Raw genomic sequence first — 19,965 nt, 5'->3', positions numbered from 1 at the left:
TCACTTATACTCGATTTCGATGAAGCTCATGAAACTGTCGCCGCGATTGACGACATTGTGCTCGACGCCGGCCTCGCGGCGATAGACCTGCCCCCTGGCGGCGTCGACCTCGCGGGCGCCGTCCTTGTCCTCGATCAGGAAATGGCAGTCGGTCATCGGCACCACCACATAGCCCATGCCGTGCACATGATGGCCGGTGTCTGCGCCGGGCACGAAATCCCAGCGCGTCACGCGAACCACCGCGTCGTCGAGCAGCACGGTGGGTTCGGCGGGCGGACGGGCTCTGAAGGTCGACATCTGTGGCTCCTGAAGGGATGAGGCGAATAGCAAGTAGGCAATAGGCAATAGGCAGTAGCCAATAGGCAAGAGGCAAGACACACAAAAAAGCAGGCGATGGAGATTGCCTCCCCATCGCCTGCCGGCCTAGTCGCTATTGGCTATTGGCTATTGGCTATTGGCTATTGGCTACTGCCTACCGCCTCTTCCCTCACGCCGCACGGCGCTGATGCTTGCCTTCCTCGACTTCCTCGACGATCTTGGCCACGAAAGCGTCGAGATCGCCGGGATTGCGCGAGGTGATGATGCCCTGGTCGGTGACGACCTGGCTGTCTTCCCATCGGCCGCCGGCATTGATCACATCGGTCTTGATCGACTGGTAGGAGGTCACGCGACGGCCTTCGACCGCATCGGCCTCGACCAGCAGCCAGGGACCGTGGCAGACGGCGGCGACCACCTTGCCGGAGGCGACGAAGTCTTTCACCAGTCTCACCGACTTTTCGTCGGCGCGCAGGATATCCGGATTGATCTGGCCGCCGGGAATGACGAGCGCGTCGAAATCCTCGACACGGGCTTCCGAAACCGTGAGATCGACATCGACGGTGTCGCCCCAGTTCTTGTCGTCCCAGCTCTTGATCGGCTCCTTCTCGAGCGAGGCGATCTTGACGTCGGCGCCCCGGGCCTTCAGCTGTTCGAGCGGCGTGCGCAGCTCGGAGCGCTCATAGCCATGGGTGGCGAGAATGAGAATGCGTGCGGAATTGATCGAAGCCATGGGCTGTTTCCTTTCCTTGAAACCTGTCTGATCCGAGGGCGTCGATCTCGACGCCCGGCGCGCTGTTCGGCGCCATGAACTGCAAAGCCGGCAGACCGATTCGGAACCGCCTCGAGGATTGCTCGGGGCACGTCACGCCCGCCGACGCCATCCTTGGCTTCGCCTTTGAAGAAGTCGCCAGACGCCGCTTCGTTCCGCAAAAAGCTGAGAAATCCGCGCGCGCCCTCCAAACCTCGCCACGCGTCGCCCCGGAAAACTCCCCGAAAAAATCCGCTGGACCCGATTGCGGCGCGGCCTGCGCTTTGCTAATCAGGCCTCGCTTCGCCGGCCCCGACAGATGGGCCGGCTCAGTTGGGGCGTCGCCAAGCGGTAAGGCACCGGTTTTTGGTACCGGCATTCCCAGGTTCGAATCCTGGCGCCCCAGCCAACTGTGTTTTTTAAATTCGCTGACGTAATCGAGGATTCGTGCCTCTGAAGGTGCCTAGGTTCATACAGGCTTCGGGCGAAAGATTGATTGTTCCGAGAAGTCTATAATGTTTGGGATCGTTGGTAGCGAATGTATTATCATAAAATGATTTGATCGCTCGTTGAAAATATAATTTCAACGTGATTTTTAAATCAGCTTTTTTATTTTATGAGATCTCTATTGGTGGCGAAGTAATCTGTGATATAGTGATTAGTCATGAAATTCATCGCTCTCATATCTGTTCGCGCGACGATTTTTTTGCTTTTTGCCTCCAGTTTATATTTCGAGGCGACGAGGCCCTACGGATTGTTCATTTCATCCGTTGTTTTTATCGGCTTTGTTATAACCGAGGTGCTTGGTCGCAAGAATGCTATAGCGCTACAGTATAGCGGCCTCTACATTTTCATAAAGTGGCTCTGGTTCGCGTTCGATGAACGAGACTAATTCCCCTCGTAAGCCTTAAGCGCGGCTTCGAAATTGTTTCGGTCGTCGGAGCCTTCCGTGCAATCGGCATTGGCTTTGAACTGTTCGACCATCTGCCCCTGAATCTCGACGCCTTTTTCCTCGGACACGCCGGCCGTGTTCATCTTGCTGACGACGTCGGCGTTGATCGTGTCCATCACGTCCTTGTCCATCATGATCCCGCAGCTATGCGCGTAGACCGGGATCGCCAGCACCTGAACGAACGCATTGAAATCTTCAGCCTGATCGGCCTGCGCCGCCGAAGCCGCCCCGACAACGGCGCAAATCGCCAAAAACGCGCGTATTTTCATCTCAAACTCCTGAACCTGATTTTCCGCACGCTGATCGGGTTAGGGGACAATCCGCTGACCTTTTTCCGGGCTTGCGCGAGAAACTGATCGTTACAGGGTGGCCTGTCAAGACTGGAGCAGTCAAATGATCCTTGTTTAAGCTCGCTTCGTTCTTTGCCTTCAGGGAAGCGAATACGGCGTGACTGGAAAGATGAACGTGGCGTCCCACGCTTCGTCAGAACAATAGCCGCATCTCACAGGCCCAAGATCTCACAGACCCAAGTCGGACAGTCCGGGGTGATCGTCGGGTCGCCGGCCGAGCGCCCAGCGAAACAGCCGGTTCGTTTCGGCGATCGGCTGTTCGTTGATGCTGGCGATGCGACGCTCCATCAGGCCGTCGGCGTCGAACTGCCAGTTTTCGTTGCCATAGGCGCGAAACCAGTGGCCGCTGTCGTCACGATATTCATAAGCGAAGCGCACCGCGATCCGCGCCTCCGCATGCGCCCATAATTCCTTGATCAGTCTGTAGTCCAGTTCGCGCGCCCATTTGCGGCTGAGAAAGGCGATGATGGCCTCGTGTCCGGTGATGAATTCGGCGCGATTGCGCCATTGGCTCTGAGGCGTGTAGGCCGGGGCGACGCGGTGGGGATCGCGGCTGTTCCAGGCGTCTTCGGCCAATCGGACTTTCTCTGCGGCGCTGTCACGGGTGAAGGGCGGAAGCGGGGGACGGGTCATGTCTGGCTCCTTTCGAGCGCATGTTTCAAAGAGGCGTTTTCGGTTTCGAGCTCGCTGATGCGGCTTTCGAGCCGCTTCAGCGCCGCAGCGACATCGGCGGCGTCGATTTTCTGCGGAATATACTGCGGGCAGTTCACATCCCAGGCCTCGACGTCGAACAGGATGGCCTGCTCCGGTCTGGCGCGATAGCCCTCCGGCATGAGTTCGGCGAGCAGCGCCGGATCATCGGCGACAACCCGCGCCCGTCCCCAGAGCTTGATCCTGCGGCGGTTTGCGTAGTCCATTAGGAAGAGGAACGCCTTGTCGTTCTCCGACAGATTGCCCGTGGTGACATATTGCCGGTTTCCGGCATAGTCGGCGAAGCCCAGCCTTGAGCCGCCGAGATGGCGGATAAAGCCTTTCGGGCCGCCCCGGTGCTGGGCGTAAGGCTGGCCCGAGGCGCTGGCGGTGGCGAGATAGGCGGTGTCGACGCTCGACAGGAAGTCGGTGAGGCCGGACGTGATTTCGGTCTGGAAACCGCCCATTTCCTCCATCCGCGCATAGGTCTGGCGTGACCCGTGTTCTGTCTGAAGCGCCTTGACGGCGGGCGTAAATGCAATGTCGCTCGACGGGGGCATGGCTTTTCCTTTCGGCGTGAGGACGAGGGGCGTCGGGCGCGCCGACATTTCGAGACGCGCCCGGGCGCCGGGGTCAGGCGGCGGCGCTGCTTGTGACGACGGGGAAGTCGATCTCGGTCTGGAAGACGTTGTTGACAAAATTGGTCCAGCTGTTGAGCGCGACATGCTGGACGATCTCGATAATCTGCGCGTCGCTGTAGCCGGCGCTCTTGACGGCGGCGAAATCGACGTCCGAGATATGGCCCCGCGCCGCCGCCACTTTGGCTGCAAAGCGTACGGCGGCGTCCGCCTTGGCGTCGTTCGAACCGCCCTTGCGGTTGGCGGCGATCTCCGCGTCATCCAGCCGGGCAAGGTTCTTGCCGAGATAGCTGTGCGCCGACAGGCAATAATCGCAGCCATTCACTTCCGCGACAGCCAGCGCGATGCGCTCGCGCGTCGCCGCCGGCAGCACGCCCTTGCCGAGCGCGCCGGACAGGCCGAGATAGCCTTCGAGCGCCTGCGGGCTGGTGGCCACGAGGCGGAAGAGATTGGGGACGGAGCCGAGCTGCTTCTCGACGGCCTGCAGCAGAGGCTGCGCAGCCTGAGGGGCATCGGCGATTGTGGCGGGGAGGGCAATACGGGTCATCGTAGGTGTCCTTTGTGTGAGGGGCCGTTCTCGGCCGGCGCCTATTGGGTAGAATATTCCGCCAAACTGCAGTATCCATCGATTTGGCAACTCATCCTTCCGTTTTATGGAATGTCCGATGGACCGTTTTGAAGCCATGCGCACCCTGATCGCCGCAATAGACGGCGGCAGCCTGTCGGCAGCGTCGCGCGCGCTCGGGGTGCCCTTGCCAACCGTCAGCCGCCGGGTTTCCGATCTGGAAGCGCATCTCAGCGCGCAACTGGTGGTGCGGACGAGCCGGAAACTGTTGCTGACCGACGCGGGGCAAGCCTTCGTCGCAACCTGCAGGCGCATCCTGGATGAGCTGGACGAGGCGGAGCGGGCGGCGACAGGCGAGTACCGCCTGCCGCGCGGCGACATGTTGATCACCGCGCCGATCATGTTCGGGCGCATGCATGTCGAGCCCGTCGTGCTCGATTTTCTCAAGGCCTATCCCGACATCAATGTGCGCATGGTTCTGGCCGACCATGTCGTCGATCTCGTCGAAAATCACGTGGACCTCGCCGTGCGCATCGGCCCGCTTCCGGATAGCAGCCTCGTTGCGACCCGGCTCGGCGCGGTGCGCTGGGTCGTCTGCGCCAGCTCGGCCTATCTCGCCGAACGCGGGACGCCGACCAGTCTCGAGCATCTCGCGGCGCATGACTGCATCGCCTTCGAACGGCTCAACAGCACCGATGTCTGGACATTCCGCAAGGGGCAGGACACCGTGGCCGTGCCGATCCGCCCGCGCTTCGCCATCAACACTGCGGATGGGGCGATCAATGCGGCGCTCGCGGGAGCGGGCATCGCTCGCATCTTGTCTTATCAGGTCGCCGCCGAAATTGCCGACGGGCGGCTCATTGCGGTGTTGCGGGACTTCGAGCCGGAACCGTTTCCCGTGCATCTCGTGCACACGGGACAGGCGATCATGCCCTTGAAACTCCGAGCATTTACGGATTTTGCGACGCAGCGGCTGAAAAACCGGCTGGCGCTGGGGTGAGCTTCTTCTCAGAAAGGCGGGTGTGCGAGACGCCTGCCGTTCCATAACGACCCGGACGCCTCGTTTTCATTAACTCCGCATTAGGCATGTTCGGCTACACAAGGGGACATGAGTGCTTCATCGTGTCAGATCGTCGCGTTTCCCGCCGCAGCCCGCGCCTCCGAGGTTCAGGAGGCGGCGCAGGTCATCAAGCGTCTTTCCTCGGGCGAGGCCGAGGCGTGGTGGAAGAGCCGCGCCCGTCGCATGGCCGCCGAATTGCGCGCCGCGGGCGTCGATGAGGACGAAGTTTCCCACGAAGTCGCCGATTTCCAGAGCGCCGTCTTCTTCATGCTCACCCGTCTCTACGAGAACGAGAGCCAGAGCGCGCAGGCGCCGCAATAACACTCACATCGCCTTTTTTACCCATTCCAGCCAGGTCCTGATCGCGGCGAGCGCTTCCGGCTCGTCGAGGAAGGGAATATGGGCGCGATCGGCCGTTTCGGCATAGATCATGTCCGGCCGTCGCGCCTGCATCTCCCGGGCGGCGTCCCGGCTCAGGAGATCGGAGTTCTCAGCCCGGATCAGCGCGACCGGCAGGTCTTTCAGCGCATCGAACAGCGGCCAGAGATCGACCGGCGGACCCGACACCGCCGTCTCGAAGCTTTGTCTCAATTCAGGATCATAGGTCAGATCGACGCCCGTCTCCGTCTCGCGGAAATGCCGCTCCGCCTCTTCGCGCCAGCGCGAGGCCGGCACGTTGACGAAGCCGGGATTGGCGAGCGGCAGCGCGGCGGCGATCTCGCTCAGCGTCTTCGCCTGAGGTCTGACGCCGAGATAGCCGACGATGCGGTCGAGCCCCGCCTTTTCTAGGACGGGGCCGACATCGTTCATGCAGAGGCCGGTCAGCCGGTGCTTGGCGGTGGCGGCGAGGAACTTGCCGATCAGCCCGCCGCGCGAACTGCCGATCACCGCCGCTTTGTCGAGGCCGAGATGGTCGAGAAGCGCCAGCGCATCGGCCGCCTCCTGCGGCACCGTGTAGGTGGCGTGCCCCGTCCAGTCCGAGCCGCCGCGCCCGCGGCTGTCGAGCCGGATCAGCCGGACGCCGCTCAGATGCGGCGCGAGGTAATCGAAATCGCGGCCGTCGCGCGTCAGGCCCGCCAGCGCCAGCACCGGCAGGCCGTCGCCTTCGTCAGCATAGGCCAGTCTTGCGCCGTCCTTGGCGTGGAAATGGGGCATGGGCGGAATTCCTCCTACAACTGAATGGCCGATACGATCGGTCTGTCGAGCGGAGTTAACCTGTTCTCGCCGAAGGCTTCAACGCGCAAACCGGCCTGCGCGGCTTTATCGCTGCAATGGAACTTCGACAGGCGCTTGTCATTTATGTTCTTTCGCGGTCATGAAAGCTGGTCAAATGCAACGCATTCTTCGGCATTTGACCGCCGGCGTATTTTCGCCTGCGGACGTCGCCCTGTTGCAGAAAATTTTCGATGACATCAGCGCCGAGCGCTGGTTTCCGAGCGATGAGGAGATGCAGCGCGAATTCGCGGCCTATGTCATCGCCCGCTACCGGCGGGGCTTGGTCGAGCCGGAGAAACTATCCGCCTTCGCTCTGGTCGCCGCCCGGCGGAAATTCGCCGGCCGGCTGCCGCTTGCAGGCGCGTCGATCCTGCTGGTCGAGGACGATTATTTCGTCGCCGCCGAGGCCGAAGCGCAGTTGCGCGACGGCGGCGCCGACGTGCTCGGCCCCTCTGCCTCCGTCGTTTTTGCGCTCGCGCTCCTGGAGGGCCGCCCATCGCCGTCTGCGGCGCTGCGCGACATCCGGCTGGACGACGAGACGGTCTTCCCGCTCGCCGAAGCCTTGGCCGATCGCGGTGTCCCCTATGTGTTCATCACAGGTTATGGCGCGGACGAAATTCCCGTTTCCGAGCGAGAGCGGCCGGTTTTCCACAAGCCGGCCTGCTGGAACGCGGTGATCGCCGCGCTCGCAGTCTATTCGCCGTGACGCCTCACGCCTCGGTCGACAGTTTCATCAGCACGATGCCGCCGAGGATCATCAACGCCGCGCAGGCCCGCATCGGCGTCAACGCGTCGCCGAGCAGCAGGACGCCCACGCCATAGGCGCCCACCGCGCCGATGCCGGTCCAGATCGCGTAAGCCGGTCCGAGCGGCAGGCTGCGCAGCGACAGCGCCAGCAATCCGAGGCTGGCGCCGAGCGCAACCACGGTGATCAGCGTCGGCAGCGGCCGGGTGAAACCATCGGATTGTTTGAGGAAATAGGCCCATACAACCTCGAGTAGTCCAGCCGAGATGAGATAGAGCCACGCCATGACGGCCTCCTTTATGTCGGGCCGTCCCGTTCTGTCGTCATCGAGCGAGGTCGTCCTCGCCGACCTCCTATAGCGTTCCACGGGCGGTATGAAAAGGCTGTTGCGCCTTACCTGATCTTCGAAAACCGCCGTCTCGCCTCGTCTTCGGCGGCTTTGTAGAAGGCGTCTTCCGGCCCCGATCCGTCGCCGCGCAGCGCAAACAGCATTTTCAGCAATTCGCGCTCGGTCACCGCATTGCGGTTGAACCAGCTTTCGCCTGTCAGGCTTTCATAGGCGCGGAGTATGGGTTTGGCCTGGCAGGCGGGCAGGGGTTTCATGGCGTATCGTCTTCCATCGGCCTGCGCCTCAGGGAATCTCTCTCGTATCGGGGGTGCTGGACCTCGGTAATCGGCAGGATGCCCCGCCTTTGCCTTCGCCGTTCCAGGTCGATGTATAGCACGATCCTGTCATGTCAATCATTCATACTTCGCCGCAATGCGGATATGCGGATCGGCGTGGACCGGCCGCCTCCGCCATGTCATCGTCGCGACGATCAGCAACTACGGAGTGAAACGCATGCAGGTGACGGTGTTCAGCGCGAAACCCTATGACCGGCATTTCCTCGATCGCGGCTCGGCGTTCGGTCTGTCGCTGCGTTACACCGAGGCGCATCTGTCGCTGGAGACGGCAGGGCTCGCCGATGGCTCCGGCGCCGTCTGCGCTTTCGTCAATGACGATCTCTCGGCTCCTGTTCTGGCGCGGCTCGATGCGCTCGGCGTCAGGCTGGTGGCCCTGCGCTGCGCCGGCTTCAACAATGTCGATCTCGCCGCCGCCCGCGAATACGGACTGACGGTGGCGCGCGTGCCGGCCTATTCGCCCTATGCGGTGGCCGAACACACGATGGCGATCATTCTCTGCCTCAACCGCAAGATCCACCGCGCCTACAACCGGGTGCGCGAAGGCAATTTCGCTCTCGATGGCCTGCTCGGTTTCGATCTCCACGGCAAGACGGTGGGCGTGGTCGGCACCGGAAAGATCGGCGAAGTGCTGACGCGCATTCTCTCGGGTTTCGGCTGCCGTCTCCTCGGTTTCGATCCCCAGCCCAATCCTGCTTGCGAGGCGCTGGGCATGCGCTATGGGTCGCTGGAGGACGTGTTTTCCCAGTCTGACGTCCTGAGCCTCAATTGCCCGCTGACGCCCGAGACGCGTCACATGATCCGCGATGAGACCCTGCCGCTGCTGAAGCCCGGCGTCATGCTCATCAACACCGGCCGCGGCGGCGTCATCGACACCCGCGCGGTGATCGACGGGCTGAAATCGGGCCGCATCGGCGCATTGGGCCTCGATGTCTATGAGGAGGAGGCCGATCTGTTCTTCGAGGATCTCTCGAGCCAGGTGCTGCGCGACGACGTCTTCGCTCGCTTGCTGACCTTCCCGAATGTGCTGATCACCGGCCATCAGGCCTTCTTCACTCGCGAAGCGCTCGACGCCATCGCCGAGACCACGCTCGGCAACATCGTCTCCTTCCGCGATACGGGGTCTGCGACCCACAGCATCTCGGTGGAGCGGCTGGCGGGCCATGTCTGACGGCTTTCGCGCGAGACGTCCTCATGCGATAAGGCGCTCGCAATGATCGAGCGGGGGAACGGCGGATGATGACGACGGAGCGCAAGGCTGTGCTCATCAACAGGCTGAAAGCCGAGGGCCGCATCGTGGCCAAGGCCTTCGCCGAGGAATTCCAGCTCTCGGAAGATACGATCCGCCGCGACCTGCGCGAACTCGCCGCCGAAGGCCTGTTGCGCCGCGTCCATGGCGGCGCTTTGCCCGTGACGCCCGATCTGCCGGATCTCGGCGCCCGCCGGGCGATTGCTGCGGATGTCAAGGCGCGGCTGGCCGAGAAGGCGGCGACGCTGGTGAAGCCGGGCCAACTGATCTTTCTCGATGGCGGCAGCACCAATGCCGTGCTCGCCCGCGCGCTGCCTCGCAATTTCGCCTTCACCGTCGCCACCCACAGCCCCACCATCGCCGCGGAATTGGAGGATCATCCGACAGCAGACGTCATCCTGATCGGCGGCCGTCTCTACAAACATTCGATGGTCACCACGGGCGCGCTCGCCGCCGAGCAGATCGGAGGCTTGCGACCCGACCTGTTCTTCCTCGGCGTCACCGGCCTCCATCCGCGCCATGGCCTGACAACGGGCGACGCCGAGGAAGCTGCAATCAAGCGCCGCATCGCCGGACAATCGGCGGAGACCTGGACGCTCGTCACCGCCGCCAAGCTCGACGCCGTCTCGCCCTTTCAGGTGCTGCCGCTTGAAGCCTTGACCGGGGCGTATGTCGGTGTGGAAGACGCCGGGACGCCAGACCTCACGGACTATCGCGCCGCCGGTCTCCGCATCGAGACAATGTGATCCGGCGCTTTCGCTGCGGCCATCGCCTCCTGCCATGCCCCTGAAATTATATTGGGGGCGGGCCTTTGCTAAACCGGGCGTTCGCCAACGGCCAGACGACTTGCCTCTATCCCCTGTGCGGCGTTCGCGCTATGTGGTCGAAACGGTGAGAAGCAGATCAAAAGGGACGGTCGATGCATTTTATTCTATTGGCAAACGCGAACTTGAACATTGATGCGTTGCCGGTATCCAAGGATCAAGACACGGTTCTCGTCCAGTTCAATAAATGCTTGAACAATCATCTCGTTGAACCGCTCAACGTTGAGCGGTGGTTCGTTTTCAATGTTCCCACCGAGGGGATGCCCCACGGCTTCACCCGCGTAAACGAGGCGCCCTGCGATGTTTCGCGGGGGAAGCTGTTTTTTGCGGTCAATGAACATCATGACAATCCCTATGTCCGACAGGTTCAGGACCGTTTCGGCGGAGAGGTGATGTGCTTCTCCGATGCTCTGGGCCCATTCGATCTGAAGAAGATCGGCTTTGCGCCCTCTATCGGATACCAAGTCGCCATGTATGCCGCTCTTCAGGGGCATGATGTGACGCTGGTCGGTTTTTCGGGCAATTTCCCTGGGGGCGGATGGATCGGACATAACTTCGATCTGGAGCAGTTGTTGCTGAAAAAACAACAAAATATCACGTTTTTGGATGTGGACCCGGAGCCCAATCTATCCGTCGCCGCATCCTTTGGACGAATATTCAACGACACATATGATTTTTCCACCCCGGCTCCGCGGCAGATGATTGATATCGGCAAAGCGTTTTCGCGCTCGGGCGAATATGCGCTGGCCAATCGATTTATCGAGAATGCCCAGTTTCGAAATCCGAACATATTATGGACGATCAACGATTCAGCGGCGCTCGAAGAATTGGCTCTCAAGGAGCGGTTGTTTTCAAAGTCACTGGCAAAGCAGCATCTGAAAAACAGCCGCGGCGTTCGTTCCGAGGCGGCGGTTTACCAGTATTCCGGACCCACATTCGAATATTCCCGCAAGGAAGGTCGAGGTCGGATCTTAATCGTCAACAACACCGAGAAAATGGAGCTGAACAAGCACCATGCCGGATGCAAGTTGGTCATGTCGCAGATCAATTCTCATCTCGCGCAACGCGGAATGCAGGTCGTAGGCTGGATTAACGAAACCGCTGGCTTCAATTCACTACTGGAGGTGGATCCGAATTTGGATGGCATTGACGCCATTCTGATCAACGGCGAGGGCACGTTTCATGACAACGCCCCCCGCGCCATCAATCTGCTGTTGCTGTGTGACAACATCAGAACGGCCTTCAAGAAGAAGGTCATGTTCATAAATGGCGTCTGGCAAAATAACGGCGCGTTTATGACCGATGTTCTGGAGAAATTTGACGTAGTATCCGTTCGCGATCGTAGGAGCTTGTCGGAAATAGGGCGCAAGAGCCATGTTCTCTATAATCCGGATTTGACTTGGTCTTGTTCTTTCGGGCCAAGCGCGGAGCCGACCAGGGATGTTGCTGTCATTGACAGCATTTACGAGGAAATGAGCGGGAATTTGATGAAGTTGGCGATCACGCATGGCAAGGATTTCTGGGCCATGGGAGCCTATTTCAAAAACACATTCGCGCTGCTGAAAGCCGATCGTCGGTTACCATTGATAGCAACAACGGGTCAGGAATTCGGCGACTATAGAGCCGTTGTCACCGGTCGCTTTCACGGCGCGTGTCTCGCTCTGCTGTCGGGTTGCTCCGTCGTGTACACGCCCAGCAACAGCCATAAGACAGACTCTATGTTCGATGAAATCGGACTTGCGAACAAGGAATTTGATTTCGGCGGACCGCTTGAGATTGAGCCGTATTCGCAAGCGGAAAAGAGCAAGGTTCGTGAGTTCGCCGCTGCGGCGACCTCGTCCATCGGCGCATTGTTTGATGATATCGCGGGATGCGTCCTGAAATAATCCTGGCGAAAGCTTTGGGTTGAGTTTGACTTTGCGTCGGCAGTCGCGGTTCGCGCATGCGTCGGCCTGCCGGCTCCGCGCATGTCATCAGACCACGATCACCAGCAACCCGGCCTCACCGAGGCAGGCGGCGAGGAAGAGATCGGCGCAATCGTGCTGCCGGTTTCGTCCTTGATCCAGGGCGCGACATTCTGGGCGACGAAGCCGCCGAGATTGCCGACGGAGTTGATGGCGGCGATGCCCGCCGCCGCCATGCATAAAAACACGAATTTCAGCGTGTGATCGGTCGCCACGGCCGATAGCGCCAGAGAGATCGCGCCGGTGACCGCCGGGCCGTCGATATGGGGCGCCCTGTTTTCCGTCCGGTGACCGGCATGATTTGGAGCGCCGCGGCGACGATCCGCCAGGGGATGATATTGATCAGGCCATTTCCGGGTTCCCGTAACCCTTGACGATCACATAAACATACATATATACGAAATAACGTAGTTATTGGAGGCGCGCATGACCGCCCAGCAATCCCATCCCGATGTCACGGCCTTTTTCGACGCCGACACCAACACTGTCAGCTATGTCGTCAGGGATCCCGACTCCCAAGCCTGCGCCGTGATCGACAGCGTGCTCGATTTCGATTATGCGGCGGGCCGGATTTCCCATGCCTCCGCCGACCGCGTCATCGATCACATCCGCGCTCATGGATTGACGCTGGAATGGCTGATCGAAACCCATGTTCACGCCGATCATCTCTCCGCAGCGCCCTATATCCAGTCGAAACTCGGCGGCAGGATCGGCATCGGCGACAAGATCATTCAGGTCCAGCACACCTTCGGCAAGATCTTCAACGAAGGCACGGAGTTTGAACGCGACGGCAGCCAGTTCGACCGGCTGTTCGCCGATGGCGACGCCTATACGATCGGCGGGCTCGAAGCGCGCGCCATCCATACGCCCGGCCACACGCCGGCCTGTATGACGCATGTGATCGGCGACGCCGCCTTTGTCGGCGACACGCTGTTCATGCCGGATGGCGGCACGGCGCGCGCCGATTTTCCCGGCGGCGACGCCCGTATCCTGTTCCGATCCATTCGCAAGGTGCTGGCGCTGCCGCCCGAGACGCGGCTGTTCATGTGCCATGACTACGGCCCCAATGGCCGCGAGATCCGCTGGGAGACCACGGTGGCCGAAGAGCGGGCTCATAACATCCATGTTCGCGACGGCGTCGGCGAGGACGACTTCGTCGCCCTGCGCACCGCCCGCGACGAGACGCTGGCCATGCCCCGGCTGATCATTCCCTCGATCCAGGTGAACATGAAGGCCGGCGAACTGCCGGCGCCCGAGGACGACGGCAAGCGCTATCTGAAAGTGCCGCTCGACGCCTTCTGACCCCGCATCGAACAAAGCCGGCAGGAACCGGCGACACAGGAGAAACCCATGAGCATTCGCGCCATCGACGACCATTTCCATGTCACCGGGCAATTGTCGCCGGACCATCTGCAGGACATCGCCGGCCTCGGCTACAAGACGGTGGTCTGCATGCGCCCCGACAATGAAGGTTTCGGCCAGCCTCTCTTCGCCGATATAGCCAAGGCGGCTGACGCCGCAGGCCTCGACATTCACTACATCCCCGTCATTCCCGGCCGCATGACGCCGGAGCAGGGCGCAGAGCTGAAGTCGGTCCTTCAGGGCGCCGAGGGGCGCATCCTGGCCTATTGCGCCTCCGGCGGACGTTGCGCGGCGGCCTATCAGGCGGTCGGCGGCAAATGACGTTCCTGGCGCTCGTCTCCGGCGGCGCGGTCGGCTTCACGCTCGGCCTGATCGGCGGCGGCGGCTCCATTCTCGCCACTCCTTTGTTGCTCTATGTCGTGGGCGTGCGCGATCCGCATATGGCCATCGGCGCCAGCGCGGTGGCCGTGGCGGTCAACGCCTACGCCAATCTCGCCGGCCATGCGATGAAGGGCAATGTCCGCTGGCGCTGCGGCGCAGTCTTCGCCGCCGTCGGCGTGGCGGGCGCGCTTTTGGGCTCGCTGATCGGCAAGGCGGTCGACGGCCAGTCGCTGCTGTTTCTGTTCGGTCTGCTGATGCTGGCGGTTGCGGCTTTGATGCTCAGGCCGCGCGGGCAGGAGGCGGATCTGGAGCGCCCCGCCGACCGCTCCACCTGCCTGCGCACCGCCGCCATCGCAATGCTGGCCGGCGCCGCGTCCGGCTTTTTCGGCATCGGCGGTGGTTTTCTGATTGTGCCGGCGCTGATGGCCGCCACCCGTATGCCGATGATCAAGGCGGTCGGCACGTCGCTGCTGTCGGTCGGAACCTTCGGGCTCGCCACCGCGCTGAGTTACGCCTGGTCCGGCCTGGTCGACTGGCCCGTGGCGCTCAACTTCATCGCCGGCGGCGTGCTGGGCGGCGTTGCCGGCATGGCGCTGGCGACAAAACTCTCGGCCGGCAAGACGCTGCTCAACCGGCTGTTTGCGGCCATCGTCGCAGTCGTCGCGCTCTATGTGCTCTATCGCAGCGGCTCGGCGCTGTTGGCTTGACATGGCAAGACGTCAATGACCGGCCGCAGGCATGGGCGCTCGGCTTGCGGTGGCCCTCAAGGCGGCAAGGTGGGATCAGTCCCGCCTGTCGAGCCAGTCCGCGAGCGCCGAAATCACCGACAATCTGAGCCCATAGCCGGAGGCGAGCGCGCGCGTGAGCGCCTTGTCGCGCGGCCCGAAACCCATCTCGGCCATCGCCTGATCGGGGCGCAGGCCCCGGCGTTTCAGCTCCGCCTCGATGCGGGCGATGCCGCTTCGGGTGAGGTAGCGCCCATCGGCGATCGGCTCCGGCTGAGGGGCGATGTCGCCGGCGATCGCGGTGAGAAAAGCCTGCCGCGCCTCATCCGGCGCCTTGTTCCAGGCCTTCATGAGCTTGGCGAGGCGCTCTTCGGCGCTTTTTTCCGGCTTGTCGCCTCTGTCCATCATCCCGGTCCCGCCCATTCTGTCGCGCCCTCGGCTCTATCTGATCCGCCGGGCCGGGGAAACCGCCATGGCGGCTTTTCCCCGGCCAGCCGCGCCCGCCCGAAGGTTGTATTTTCACGCCTGCCGGTCCATATGCTCTGGGCACAGAAGCCTGCCCCTCCCAGACAACGGATGTTCGCTTGCCCTTCCGCTTCGTCCACACCGCCGACATTCATCTCGATTCTCCTCTGCGCTCGCTGGCGCTGAAGAACGAGGAGCTCGCAGACGTGATCGGCGCCGCCAGCCGCTCGGCGCTCACCCGCATCGTCGATCTCTGCCTTGCGGAGCAGGTCGATGCGCTGCTGATCGCCGGCGATCTCTATGACGGCGACCAGACCTCGATGAAGACGGCGCTGTTTCTCGCCCGCGAACTCGGTCGCCTGCACGAGGCCGGCATCCCCACTTACATCATCCGCGGCAATCACGACGCGCTGTCGAAGATTACCCGCGAACTCGTGCTGCCCGACAGCGTCAAGCTGTTCGGCGGCCGCGCCGAGGCCGTGCCGCTCGCCCGCGCATCTGGTCCCGACATCGTCATCCATGGCCTGAGCTTCCGCGAACCCCGCGCGCCCGATTGCCTGCTGCCCAGCTACAAGCCGCCGGTGGAGGGCGCCGTCAATATCGGCCTCATGCATACCAGCCTCGGCGGTTCCCTGAGCCATGACCCCTACGCCCCCGTCAGCCTGCCGGAGCTGCAGGCCTCGGGCTTCCGCTATTGGGCGCTCGGCCATATCCACCAGCGCGCCGAATATGCGGGCGCCGCCACTGTGGTCATGCCCGGCATCCCGCAGGGCCGCGACATCAACGAGGCCGGCGCGAAATCCGTGAGCCTCGTCACCGTCTCCGACAACGGAGAGATTACCGTTCAGGAGCGCAGCGTCGCCAGCGCCCGCTTCGACCGCATCGAGGTCGATCTCGCCGGCGTCTTCGACTGGTCCGACGCCGTCGCCCGCATCGCGCGTTCTCTAGAGGCGCAGACGGCGGGCGATCATCACGGCGTCGTCAGGCTGAAACTGACGGGTTCCACGCCGCTCGCCTGGCGCCTGCGCCGCGAACTGGATCTGGTCAAGGCCGAGGCCGAACTCACCGCCGGCCGGCTGGGCCGCCTGTTCGTCGAGCAGGTCGAAAGCGCCTGCCGTCCGCTGGAAACCAAGACCGAGGCCTCGGGCGATCCGGTCGCCGAGCTCGCCGGCCTGATCGCGGCCGACGTGCTCTCCGGTCCCGCCTTCCGCGATCTCGCCCACGAAGCCGCCAATGAGCTGATCAAGGGCCTGCCGCCGGAACTGCGTGGTCTGTTCGGCCAGGATGAGGCGGAATTCGCCCAAAGGCTCGATGCGCTCGCCCGCGACGGCGTCGATACCGTCCTGGCGCGGCTGCGCGAGGGAGGAGAGGCCTGATGCGCATCCGCTCGCTCGATCTCATCCGCTACGGAAAATTCACCGATCGCAGTCTGGATTTCGGCGACAGGCCCGAACATGGCCCGGATTTCCACATCATCCACGGTCCCAACGAGGCCGGCAAATCGACGCTGTTCTCCGCCTGGCTCGACTTTCTCTACGGCATCGACAACCGCACGCCCTACGCCTTCCTGCATGATTACAAATCCATGCGGGTCTCGGCGCGGCTGGAAACGGCAGCCGGCCTGCGCCTGCTGACCCGCATCAAGAAGCCGCAAGCGAGCCTGCTTGATGAGGCCGACCAGCCGGTCGGCGATCACCTGTTGCTCGGCGATCTCGGCGGGCTCGATCGCGACGCCTACCGCACCATGTTCTCGCTCGACGAGACGACGCTGGAAGAGGGCGGTCGCGCCATTCTCGACAGCAAGGGCGATCTCGGGCAACTGCTGTTTTCGGCCAGCGCCGGTCTGTCGGAACTGGCGCAAAAGCTGGAAGCGATCCGCACTGAAACTGACGGCTTCCACAAACCCCGCGCCTCAAAGACCGAACTTGCCGATCTCAAGCGGCGGCTGGAGGAGTTGAAGGCCGAGCGCGACCGCATCGACATCGCCGCCAGCGAACACGGCAGGCTGACCACTGAGCGCGACCGCGCCCGCACGGCCTATGAGACCGCCAATCGCGACCGCGCCGCACTCCGCGTCAGGCTCGACCGCGCCGAAAAGCGGCTGAGCGCCCTGCCGCAGGCCGCCCGTCTCGCCGCGCTGCGCACGGAGCGCGCCGTACTCTCCCTGCCGCCCGCGCCGCCCGAAGGCTGGGATCGCGATGTCGCCGCGCTCCGCCGCCGCGCGCTCGAAACCGATACCGCACTTGCGCGGCTGATCCGCGAGCAACAGGCGCTCTCGGGCGGCGAGGACGAACAGCCCGTCGATCCCATCCTGAACGCCGAAAGCCGTTTCGAGGCTCTCGCCGATCTCGCCGCCCGCGCCCGCGCCGAAGCCCAGGATCTGCCGCGCCGGGAAAATGAATTGCGCGAGGCCGACCGCCGCGTCGCCGACAGCCTCGCCCGTCTCGGTCGCGCCGATGAAGAGGATCCCTCGCGCCTACTGCTGCCCGCCGCCCGTCTCGGCGCGATCAGGCCGCTGATCAAGGCGCATGGCCCGCTCACGGAGCGCGCCGCCGCCGCCGCCCGCGAAGCCCGCGCCGCCGCCGAAGCCTTGGACGCCGCCCAGGAAGCCATTGATCGCGAGGCCGGGGCAGGAGCGGACGCCGCAGCGCTCGCCTGGCTCTCCGATTGCCTCGCCGAAAGCCGGGGCGTCGATCTCACCGGCCGCATCCAGCGGCTGGAGCGCGATGTCGAGGCCGCCAAACTCCAGTTCGACCGCCGGCTTGCCGCACTCCGCCCCTGGCGCGGCCGCCGCGACGATCTCGTCGATCTCCGCCTGCCGCCGGTCCGCGAACTCGCCGATTGGCGCAAGCGCCTCGAAGAGGCGGACAAGACGCTGTCCGGCCTCGAGGCCGATCTTCGCCGCCTCCACCCCGAACGCGCCGGACTGCTCGCAGAACGCGCGAGCCTCGCCGATCAGCAGGGCGTCGTCTCCGACGCTGTGCTCACGGAGGCCCGCGCCGCCCGCGAGGCCGCCTGGTCCACCCATCGCGCCAGCCTCTCCATAGAGACCGCCGACGCTTTCCGCGCCGCGCTAGACGCGGATGACGCCTATCGCGCCCGCCGCATGACCCAGGCCGCCGAAGCCGCGCGGCTCGCCGGTCTCGACCAGTCGCTCGCCCGTCTGGACGCCCAGACCGAAGCGCTGTCGCGCCAGCGCGACGACGCCTCAACAGTGCTCGCCGCGCTCCGCGACGCCTTCGCCGCCTATGTCGACGAGATCGCTCCGGGCGTTGAGCCCGAAATCGCCCGCCTCGAAGCCTGGCGACAGGACGCCGACGCGGCGCTCGAAGCGCTCACCGCCCTCGACGACGCCGAGCGCGCCCGCGACGAGGCGGCCGCCGCGCTCGATCATGCCCGCGAGCGGCTGGCCCATGCGCTCGCCGCCTGCGGTCTGCGCGTCGACGCCTCCGCCGAACTCGATGCGCTCACCTTCACCGGCCGCCGTTTTCTCGACACGGAAACCCGCCGCGCCGCGCTGACCGACGCCTACACGGCCCGCGAAGCCGATCTCGTCCGCCGCCGCAAGGCCGAGGCAGAGGCCAAATCCGAACTCGCCGCCTGGGGCGCCACCTGGCGCGAGGCGCTGGCCGGCTCCTGGCTGATGGAGGCGGGGGAGGGGGTAGAGCCCCCGACGCCCTCGGTCGCCGGCGAACTGAGCGACCAGTTGCAGGCGCTCGACAGCGCGCTCTCGGCCCGCGCCGTCACCGCTGACCGCATCGACAAGATGAACCGCGACATCGACCTCTTCACCGATGCCATGCGCAGCCTCGCCGACGACTATGGTTTCGACGACACGCAAGCGCCCTTGCAGATCCATCGCGATTTCGAACGCCGCCTGCGCGACGCCCGTGAGGATTTCGCCCGCCGCCGCGACGCCGAGACGCGCCTGGCGAAGCTCATCGAGGAGCGGGCCGAGATCGAGGCGGCGCGCGATGCGCTTGCCGCTGAGACCGCCCGTCTCGCCGATCATTTCGGCGTCGAAGGTCTCGATGGCGTCGAGGCGGCGCTGGCGCTCATCCGCCGCGGCGCGGAGCTCGATCGCGCTATCGCCGAACTCGCCGCCGATCTGCGCGACAGTCTCGCAGCCCCGGATATCGCCGCCGCCGAACAGGAACTCTCCGGCCTCGACCGCGATACACTGCTCGCCGAGATCGAGGAGACCAGACCTGCCGCAGAAGCGCTCGATCTCGAAACCCAGCGCCTCTACGCCGCCGCCAGCGCGGCGGAAGCCAAGCTCAAGGAAATTGATGGCGACGACCGCGTCGCCCGGCTGATCTCGGCCCGCCGCACCGTGCTGCTCGACATCGAGGAGGGCGCGCGCCGCACGCTCGAACTCCGGCTCGGCGCGCTCGCCGCCGAACAGGCGCTGAGGCTCTATCGCGACCGCCACCGCTCCTCAATGATGGCCCGCGCCTCCGACGCTTTTGCGCAACTGACCCGCGGCGCCTATCGCGGCCTCGCCGCCCAGCGCGACGGCCAGCAGGAAACGCTGATCGCGCTCTCCGCCGACGGCGCTTCGAAACAGGCGGGCGACCTCTCCAAGGGCGCGCAATATCAGCTCTATCTCGCGCTGCGCATCGCCGGCTACGGCGAATACGCCGCCGCCCGCATGCCTGCGCCCTTCATCGCCGACGACATCATGGAAAGCTTCGACGACATGCGCGCCGAAGAAGCGCTCACCCAGCTTTCGGCCATGGCCCGCTCCGGCCAGGTCATCTACCTCACCCACCACCAGCATATCCGCGACATGGCCATGCAGGTATGCCCGGGGGTGAGGGTGCATGAATTGTGAGGCCAAATCAGCCGGTTGTCTTTCCGCCTGCTGGCTGATCGTTTATTTGGATAAGCTTGAATAAACACTATCTTTGGTAGAGCTCCTTCGTCATTACTTGGGTGCCCTCGTTCATGAACGAGGTCTGTGCTGTTCATGGAGGCGCGCTTGGTTCCTGACGATAAACAGGCTTTCCTGAATCGTATCACTACGACGAACA

At 63.6% G+C, this 19,965-nt stretch carries 22 protein-coding genes, 1 tRNA gene and 1 pseudogene; 13 read left to right on the top strand and 11 right to left on the bottom strand.

Annotation, left to right across the window (positions count from 1 at the left end):
- Both E8Q41_RS15560 and E8Q41_RS15555 read right to left on the bottom strand, forming a co-directional pair.
- Window positions 1-297, bottom strand: coding sequence for a cupin (locus tag E8Q41_RS15560; RefSeq protein ID WP_137156469.1), 297 nt, complete (start codon window positions 295-297; stop codon window positions 1-3).
- A gap of 190 nt (window positions 298-487) precedes the next feature.
- Window positions 488-1,048, bottom strand: coding sequence for a type 1 glutamine amidotransferase domain-containing protein (locus E8Q41_RS15555; RefSeq protein WP_137156468.1), 561 nt, complete (start codon window positions 1,046-1,048; stop codon window positions 488-490).
- Between the two features lie 352 nt (window positions 1,049-1,400).
- On the opposite strand from E8Q41_RS15555, the gene E8Q41_RS15550 reads away from it, so the two are divergent.
- A tRNA-Gln gene (locus E8Q41_RS15550) sits at window positions 1,401-1,475 on the top strand.
- A gap of 479 nt (window positions 1,476-1,954) precedes the next feature.
- On the opposite strand, the gene E8Q41_RS15545 is transcribed toward E8Q41_RS15550, so the two are convergent.
- From E8Q41_RS15545 to E8Q41_RS15530, 4 genes are all read right to left on the bottom strand, one after another.
- Window positions 1,955-2,287: a hypothetical protein gene (locus E8Q41_RS15545; protein WP_137156467.1), complete on the bottom strand. Its 333-nt coding sequence runs from the start codon at window positions 2,285-2,287 to the stop codon at window positions 1,955-1,957.
- 249 nt (window positions 2,288-2,536) lie between these two features.
- Window positions 2,537-3,001 carry a nuclear transport factor 2 family protein gene (locus E8Q41_RS15540; RefSeq protein ID WP_137156466.1) on the bottom strand — a complete coding sequence of 155 codons (465 nt, stop codon included), beginning with the start codon at window positions 2,999-3,001 and terminating at the stop codon, window positions 2,537-2,539.
- The gene (locus tag E8Q41_RS15535; RefSeq protein WP_137156465.1) at window positions 2,998-3,618 is read right to left on the bottom strand and encodes a pyridoxamine 5'-phosphate oxidase family protein; all 621 of its coding nucleotides are present in this window, start codon (window positions 3,616-3,618) and stop codon (window positions 2,998-3,000) included. The genes E8Q41_RS15540 and E8Q41_RS15535 overlap by 4 nt, the downstream gene beginning before the upstream one ends.
- Before the next feature lie 73 nt (window positions 3,619-3,691).
- Window positions 3,692-4,243 (bottom strand): peroxidase-related enzyme, encoded by a 552-nt coding sequence (locus E8Q41_RS15530; protein WP_137156464.1) that lies wholly within the window; start codon window positions 4,241-4,243, stop codon window positions 3,692-3,694.
- A 118-nt stretch (window positions 4,244-4,361) separates the two neighbouring features.
- On the opposite strand from E8Q41_RS15530, the gene E8Q41_RS15525 reads away from it, so the two are divergent.
- A complete protein-coding gene (locus E8Q41_RS15525) occupies window positions 4,362-5,261 on the top strand; it encodes a LysR family transcriptional regulator (protein WP_137156463.1) in 900 nt (299 codons plus the stop codon).
- Between the two features lie 108 nt (window positions 5,262-5,369).
- Window positions 5,370-5,642: a DUF6074 family protein gene (locus E8Q41_RS15520; RefSeq protein ID WP_137156462.1), complete on the top strand. Its 273-nt coding sequence runs from the start codon at window positions 5,370-5,372 to the stop codon at window positions 5,640-5,642.
- Between the two features lie 3 nt (window positions 5,643-5,645).
- Here E8Q41_RS15520 and E8Q41_RS15515 read toward each other — a convergent pair whose 3' ends face one another.
- The gene (locus E8Q41_RS15515) at window positions 5,646-6,476 is read right to left on the bottom strand and encodes an alpha/beta hydrolase (protein WP_137156461.1); all 831 of its coding nucleotides are present in this window, start codon (window positions 6,474-6,476) and stop codon (window positions 5,646-5,648) included.
- A 24-nt stretch (window positions 6,477-6,500) separates the two neighbouring features.
- Between E8Q41_RS15515 and E8Q41_RS25605 the strand changes: the two genes are divergently transcribed.
- Window positions 6,501-6,731 carry a hypothetical protein gene (locus E8Q41_RS25605; RefSeq protein ID WP_170976506.1) on the top strand — a complete coding sequence of 77 codons (231 nt, stop codon included), beginning with the start codon at window positions 6,501-6,503 and terminating at the stop codon, window positions 6,729-6,731.
- Window positions 6,712-7,242 carry a hypothetical protein gene (locus tag E8Q41_RS15510; RefSeq protein WP_170976505.1) on the top strand — a complete coding sequence of 177 codons (531 nt, stop codon included), beginning with the start codon at window positions 6,712-6,714 and terminating at the stop codon, window positions 7,240-7,242. The genes E8Q41_RS25605 and E8Q41_RS15510 overlap by 20 nt, the downstream gene beginning before the upstream one ends.
- Window positions 7,243-7,246: 4 nt before the next feature.
- On the opposite strand, the gene E8Q41_RS15505 is transcribed toward E8Q41_RS15510, so the two are convergent.
- Complete coding sequence (locus tag E8Q41_RS15505; RefSeq protein ID WP_137156459.1) at window positions 7,247-7,567, bottom strand: multidrug efflux SMR transporter; 321 nt, start codon at window positions 7,565-7,567, stop codon at window positions 7,247-7,249.
- A 107-nt stretch (window positions 7,568-7,674) separates the two neighbouring features.
- Complete coding sequence (locus E8Q41_RS15500; RefSeq protein WP_137156458.1) at window positions 7,675-7,884, bottom strand: hypothetical protein; 210 nt, start codon at window positions 7,882-7,884, stop codon at window positions 7,675-7,677.
- 238 nt (window positions 7,885-8,122) lie between these two features.
- Here E8Q41_RS15500 and E8Q41_RS15495 point away from each other — a divergent pair, with 238 nt between their 5' ends.
- The 3 genes from E8Q41_RS15495 (at window position 8,123) to E8Q41_RS15485 (ending at window position 11,921) form a co-directional block, all read left to right on the top strand.
- A complete protein-coding gene (locus E8Q41_RS15495) occupies window positions 8,123-9,133 on the top strand; it encodes a 2-hydroxyacid dehydrogenase (RefSeq protein WP_137156457.1) in 1,011 nt (336 codons plus the stop codon).
- Between the two features lie 65 nt (window positions 9,134-9,198).
- Complete coding sequence (locus E8Q41_RS15490; protein ID WP_137156456.1) at window positions 9,199-9,957, top strand: DeoR/GlpR family DNA-binding transcription regulator; 759 nt, start codon at window positions 9,199-9,201, stop codon at window positions 9,955-9,957.
- A 173-nt stretch (window positions 9,958-10,130) separates the two neighbouring features.
- Entirely contained in the window at window positions 10,131-11,921 is a 1,791-nt protein-coding gene (locus E8Q41_RS15485; protein WP_137156455.1) for a polysaccharide pyruvyl transferase family protein, read from the top strand.
- 87 nt (window positions 11,922-12,008) lie between these two features.
- Here the strand turns inward: E8Q41_RS15485 and E8Q41_RS25925 are convergent.
- Window positions 12,009-12,351 (bottom strand): annotated as a pseudogene (locus E8Q41_RS25925) (MFS transporter); the annotation flags it as partial.
- A 74-nt stretch (window positions 12,352-12,425) separates the two neighbouring features.
- Between E8Q41_RS25925 and E8Q41_RS15475 the strand changes: the two are divergent.
- From E8Q41_RS15475 to E8Q41_RS15465, 3 genes are read left to right on the top strand one after another with little or no spacing between them, the layout of a single operon-like run.
- Window positions 12,426-13,301, top strand: coding sequence for an MBL fold metallo-hydrolase (locus tag E8Q41_RS15475; protein WP_137156453.1), 876 nt, complete (start codon window positions 12,426-12,428; stop codon window positions 13,299-13,301).
- Between the two features lie 48 nt (window positions 13,302-13,349).
- The gene (locus E8Q41_RS15470; RefSeq protein WP_137156452.1) at window positions 13,350-13,682 is read left to right on the top strand and encodes a TIGR01244 family sulfur transferase; all 333 of its coding nucleotides are present in this window, start codon (window positions 13,350-13,352) and stop codon (window positions 13,680-13,682) included.
- On the top strand, window positions 13,679-14,449 hold the full coding sequence (locus E8Q41_RS15465; protein ID WP_137156451.1) for a sulfite exporter TauE/SafE family protein: 771 nt from the start codon (window positions 13,679-13,681) through the stop codon (window positions 14,447-14,449). Before E8Q41_RS15470 ends, E8Q41_RS15465 begins: the two co-directional genes overlap by 4 nt.
- Before the next feature lie 75 nt (window positions 14,450-14,524).
- On the opposite strand, the gene E8Q41_RS15460 is transcribed toward E8Q41_RS15465, so the two are convergent.
- Window positions 14,525-14,875 (bottom strand): hypothetical protein, encoded by a 351-nt coding sequence (locus tag E8Q41_RS15460; protein WP_246660207.1) that lies wholly within the window; start codon window positions 14,873-14,875, stop codon window positions 14,525-14,527.
- Between the two features lie 176 nt (window positions 14,876-15,051).
- On the opposite strand from E8Q41_RS15460, the gene E8Q41_RS15455 reads away from it, so the two are divergent.
- Window positions 15,052-16,308 carry a DNA repair exonuclease gene (locus E8Q41_RS15455; RefSeq protein ID WP_137156449.1) on the top strand — a complete coding sequence of 419 codons (1,257 nt, stop codon included), beginning with the start codon at window positions 15,052-15,054 and terminating at the stop codon, window positions 16,306-16,308.
- Window positions 16,308-19,766: an AAA family ATPase gene (locus E8Q41_RS15450; RefSeq protein ID WP_137156448.1), complete on the top strand. Its 3,459-nt coding sequence runs from the start codon at window positions 16,308-16,310 to the stop codon at window positions 19,764-19,766. Before E8Q41_RS15455 ends, E8Q41_RS15450 begins: the two co-directional genes overlap by 1 nt.
- The last annotated feature ends 199 nt before the right edge of the window (window positions 19,767-19,965 follow it).

It is taken from the genome of Rhizobium sp. FKL33 (assembly GCF_005222915.1).
Classification (GTDB): domain Bacteria; phylum Pseudomonadota; class Alphaproteobacteria; order Rhizobiales; family Rhizobiaceae; genus Rhizobium_E.
Note: the sequence above shows the minus strand (reverse complement) of the source record. Positions and strands in the feature narration are given on the sequence as shown.

Coding starts and splice junctions, on each gene's coding strand:
- E8Q41_RS15560 (WP_137156469.1), bottom strand. CDS start 297: ATGTCGACCTTCAGAGCCCGTCCGCCCGCCGAACCCACCGTGCTGCTC.
- E8Q41_RS15555 (WP_137156468.1), bottom strand. CDS start 1,048: ATGGCTTCGATCAATTCCGCACGCATTCTCATTCTCGCCACCCATGGC.
- E8Q41_RS15545 (WP_137156467.1), bottom strand. CDS start 2,287: ATGAAAATACGCGCGTTTTTGGCGATTTGCGCCGTTGTCGGGGCGGCT.
- E8Q41_RS15540 (WP_137156466.1), bottom strand. CDS start 3,001: ATGACCCGTCCCCCGCTTCCGCCCTTCACCCGTGACAGCGCCGCAGAG.
- E8Q41_RS15535 (WP_137156465.1), bottom strand. CDS start 3,618: ATGCCCCCGTCGAGCGACATTGCATTTACGCCCGCCGTCAAGGCGCTT.
- E8Q41_RS15530 (WP_137156464.1), bottom strand. CDS start 4,243: ATGACCCGTATTGCCCTCCCCGCCACAATCGCCGATGCCCCTCAGGCT.
- E8Q41_RS15525 (WP_137156463.1), top strand. CDS start 4,362: ATGGACCGTTTTGAAGCCATGCGCACCCTGATCGCCGCAATAGACGGC.
- E8Q41_RS15520 (WP_137156462.1), top strand. CDS start 5,370: ATGAGTGCTTCATCGTGTCAGATCGTCGCGTTTCCCGCCGCAGCCCGC.
- E8Q41_RS15515 (WP_137156461.1), bottom strand. CDS start 6,476: ATGCCCCATTTCCACGCCAAGGACGGCGCAAGACTGGCCTATGCTGAC.
- E8Q41_RS25605 (WP_170976506.1), top strand. CDS start 6,501: ATGGCCGATACGATCGGTCTGTCGAGCGGAGTTAACCTGTTCTCGCCG.
- E8Q41_RS15505 (WP_137156459.1), bottom strand. CDS start 7,567: ATGGCGTGGCTCTATCTCATCTCGGCTGGACTACTCGAGGTTGTATGG.
- E8Q41_RS15500 (WP_137156458.1), bottom strand. CDS start 7,884: ATGAAACCCCTGCCCGCCTGCCAGGCCAAACCCATACTCCGCGCCTAT.
- E8Q41_RS15495 (WP_137156457.1), top strand. CDS start 8,123: ATGCAGGTGACGGTGTTCAGCGCGAAACCCTATGACCGGCATTTCCTC.
- E8Q41_RS15490 (WP_137156456.1), top strand. CDS start 9,199: ATGATGACGACGGAGCGCAAGGCTGTGCTCATCAACAGGCTGAAAGCC.
- E8Q41_RS15485 (WP_137156455.1), top strand. CDS start 10,131: ATGCATTTTATTCTATTGGCAAACGCGAACTTGAACATTGATGCGTTG.
- E8Q41_RS15475 (WP_137156453.1), top strand. CDS start 12,426: ATGACCGCCCAGCAATCCCATCCCGATGTCACGGCCTTTTTCGACGCC.
- E8Q41_RS15470 (WP_137156452.1), top strand. CDS start 13,350: ATGAGCATTCGCGCCATCGACGACCATTTCCATGTCACCGGGCAATTG.
- E8Q41_RS15465 (WP_137156451.1), top strand. CDS start 13,679: ATGACGTTCCTGGCGCTCGTCTCCGGCGGCGCGGTCGGCTTCACGCTC.
- E8Q41_RS15460 (WP_246660207.1), bottom strand. CDS start 14,875: ATGATGGACAGAGGCGACAAGCCGGAAAAAAGCGCCGAAGAGCGCCTC.
- E8Q41_RS15450 (WP_137156448.1), top strand. CDS start 16,308: ATGCGCATCCGCTCGCTCGATCTCATCCGCTACGGAAAATTCACCGAT.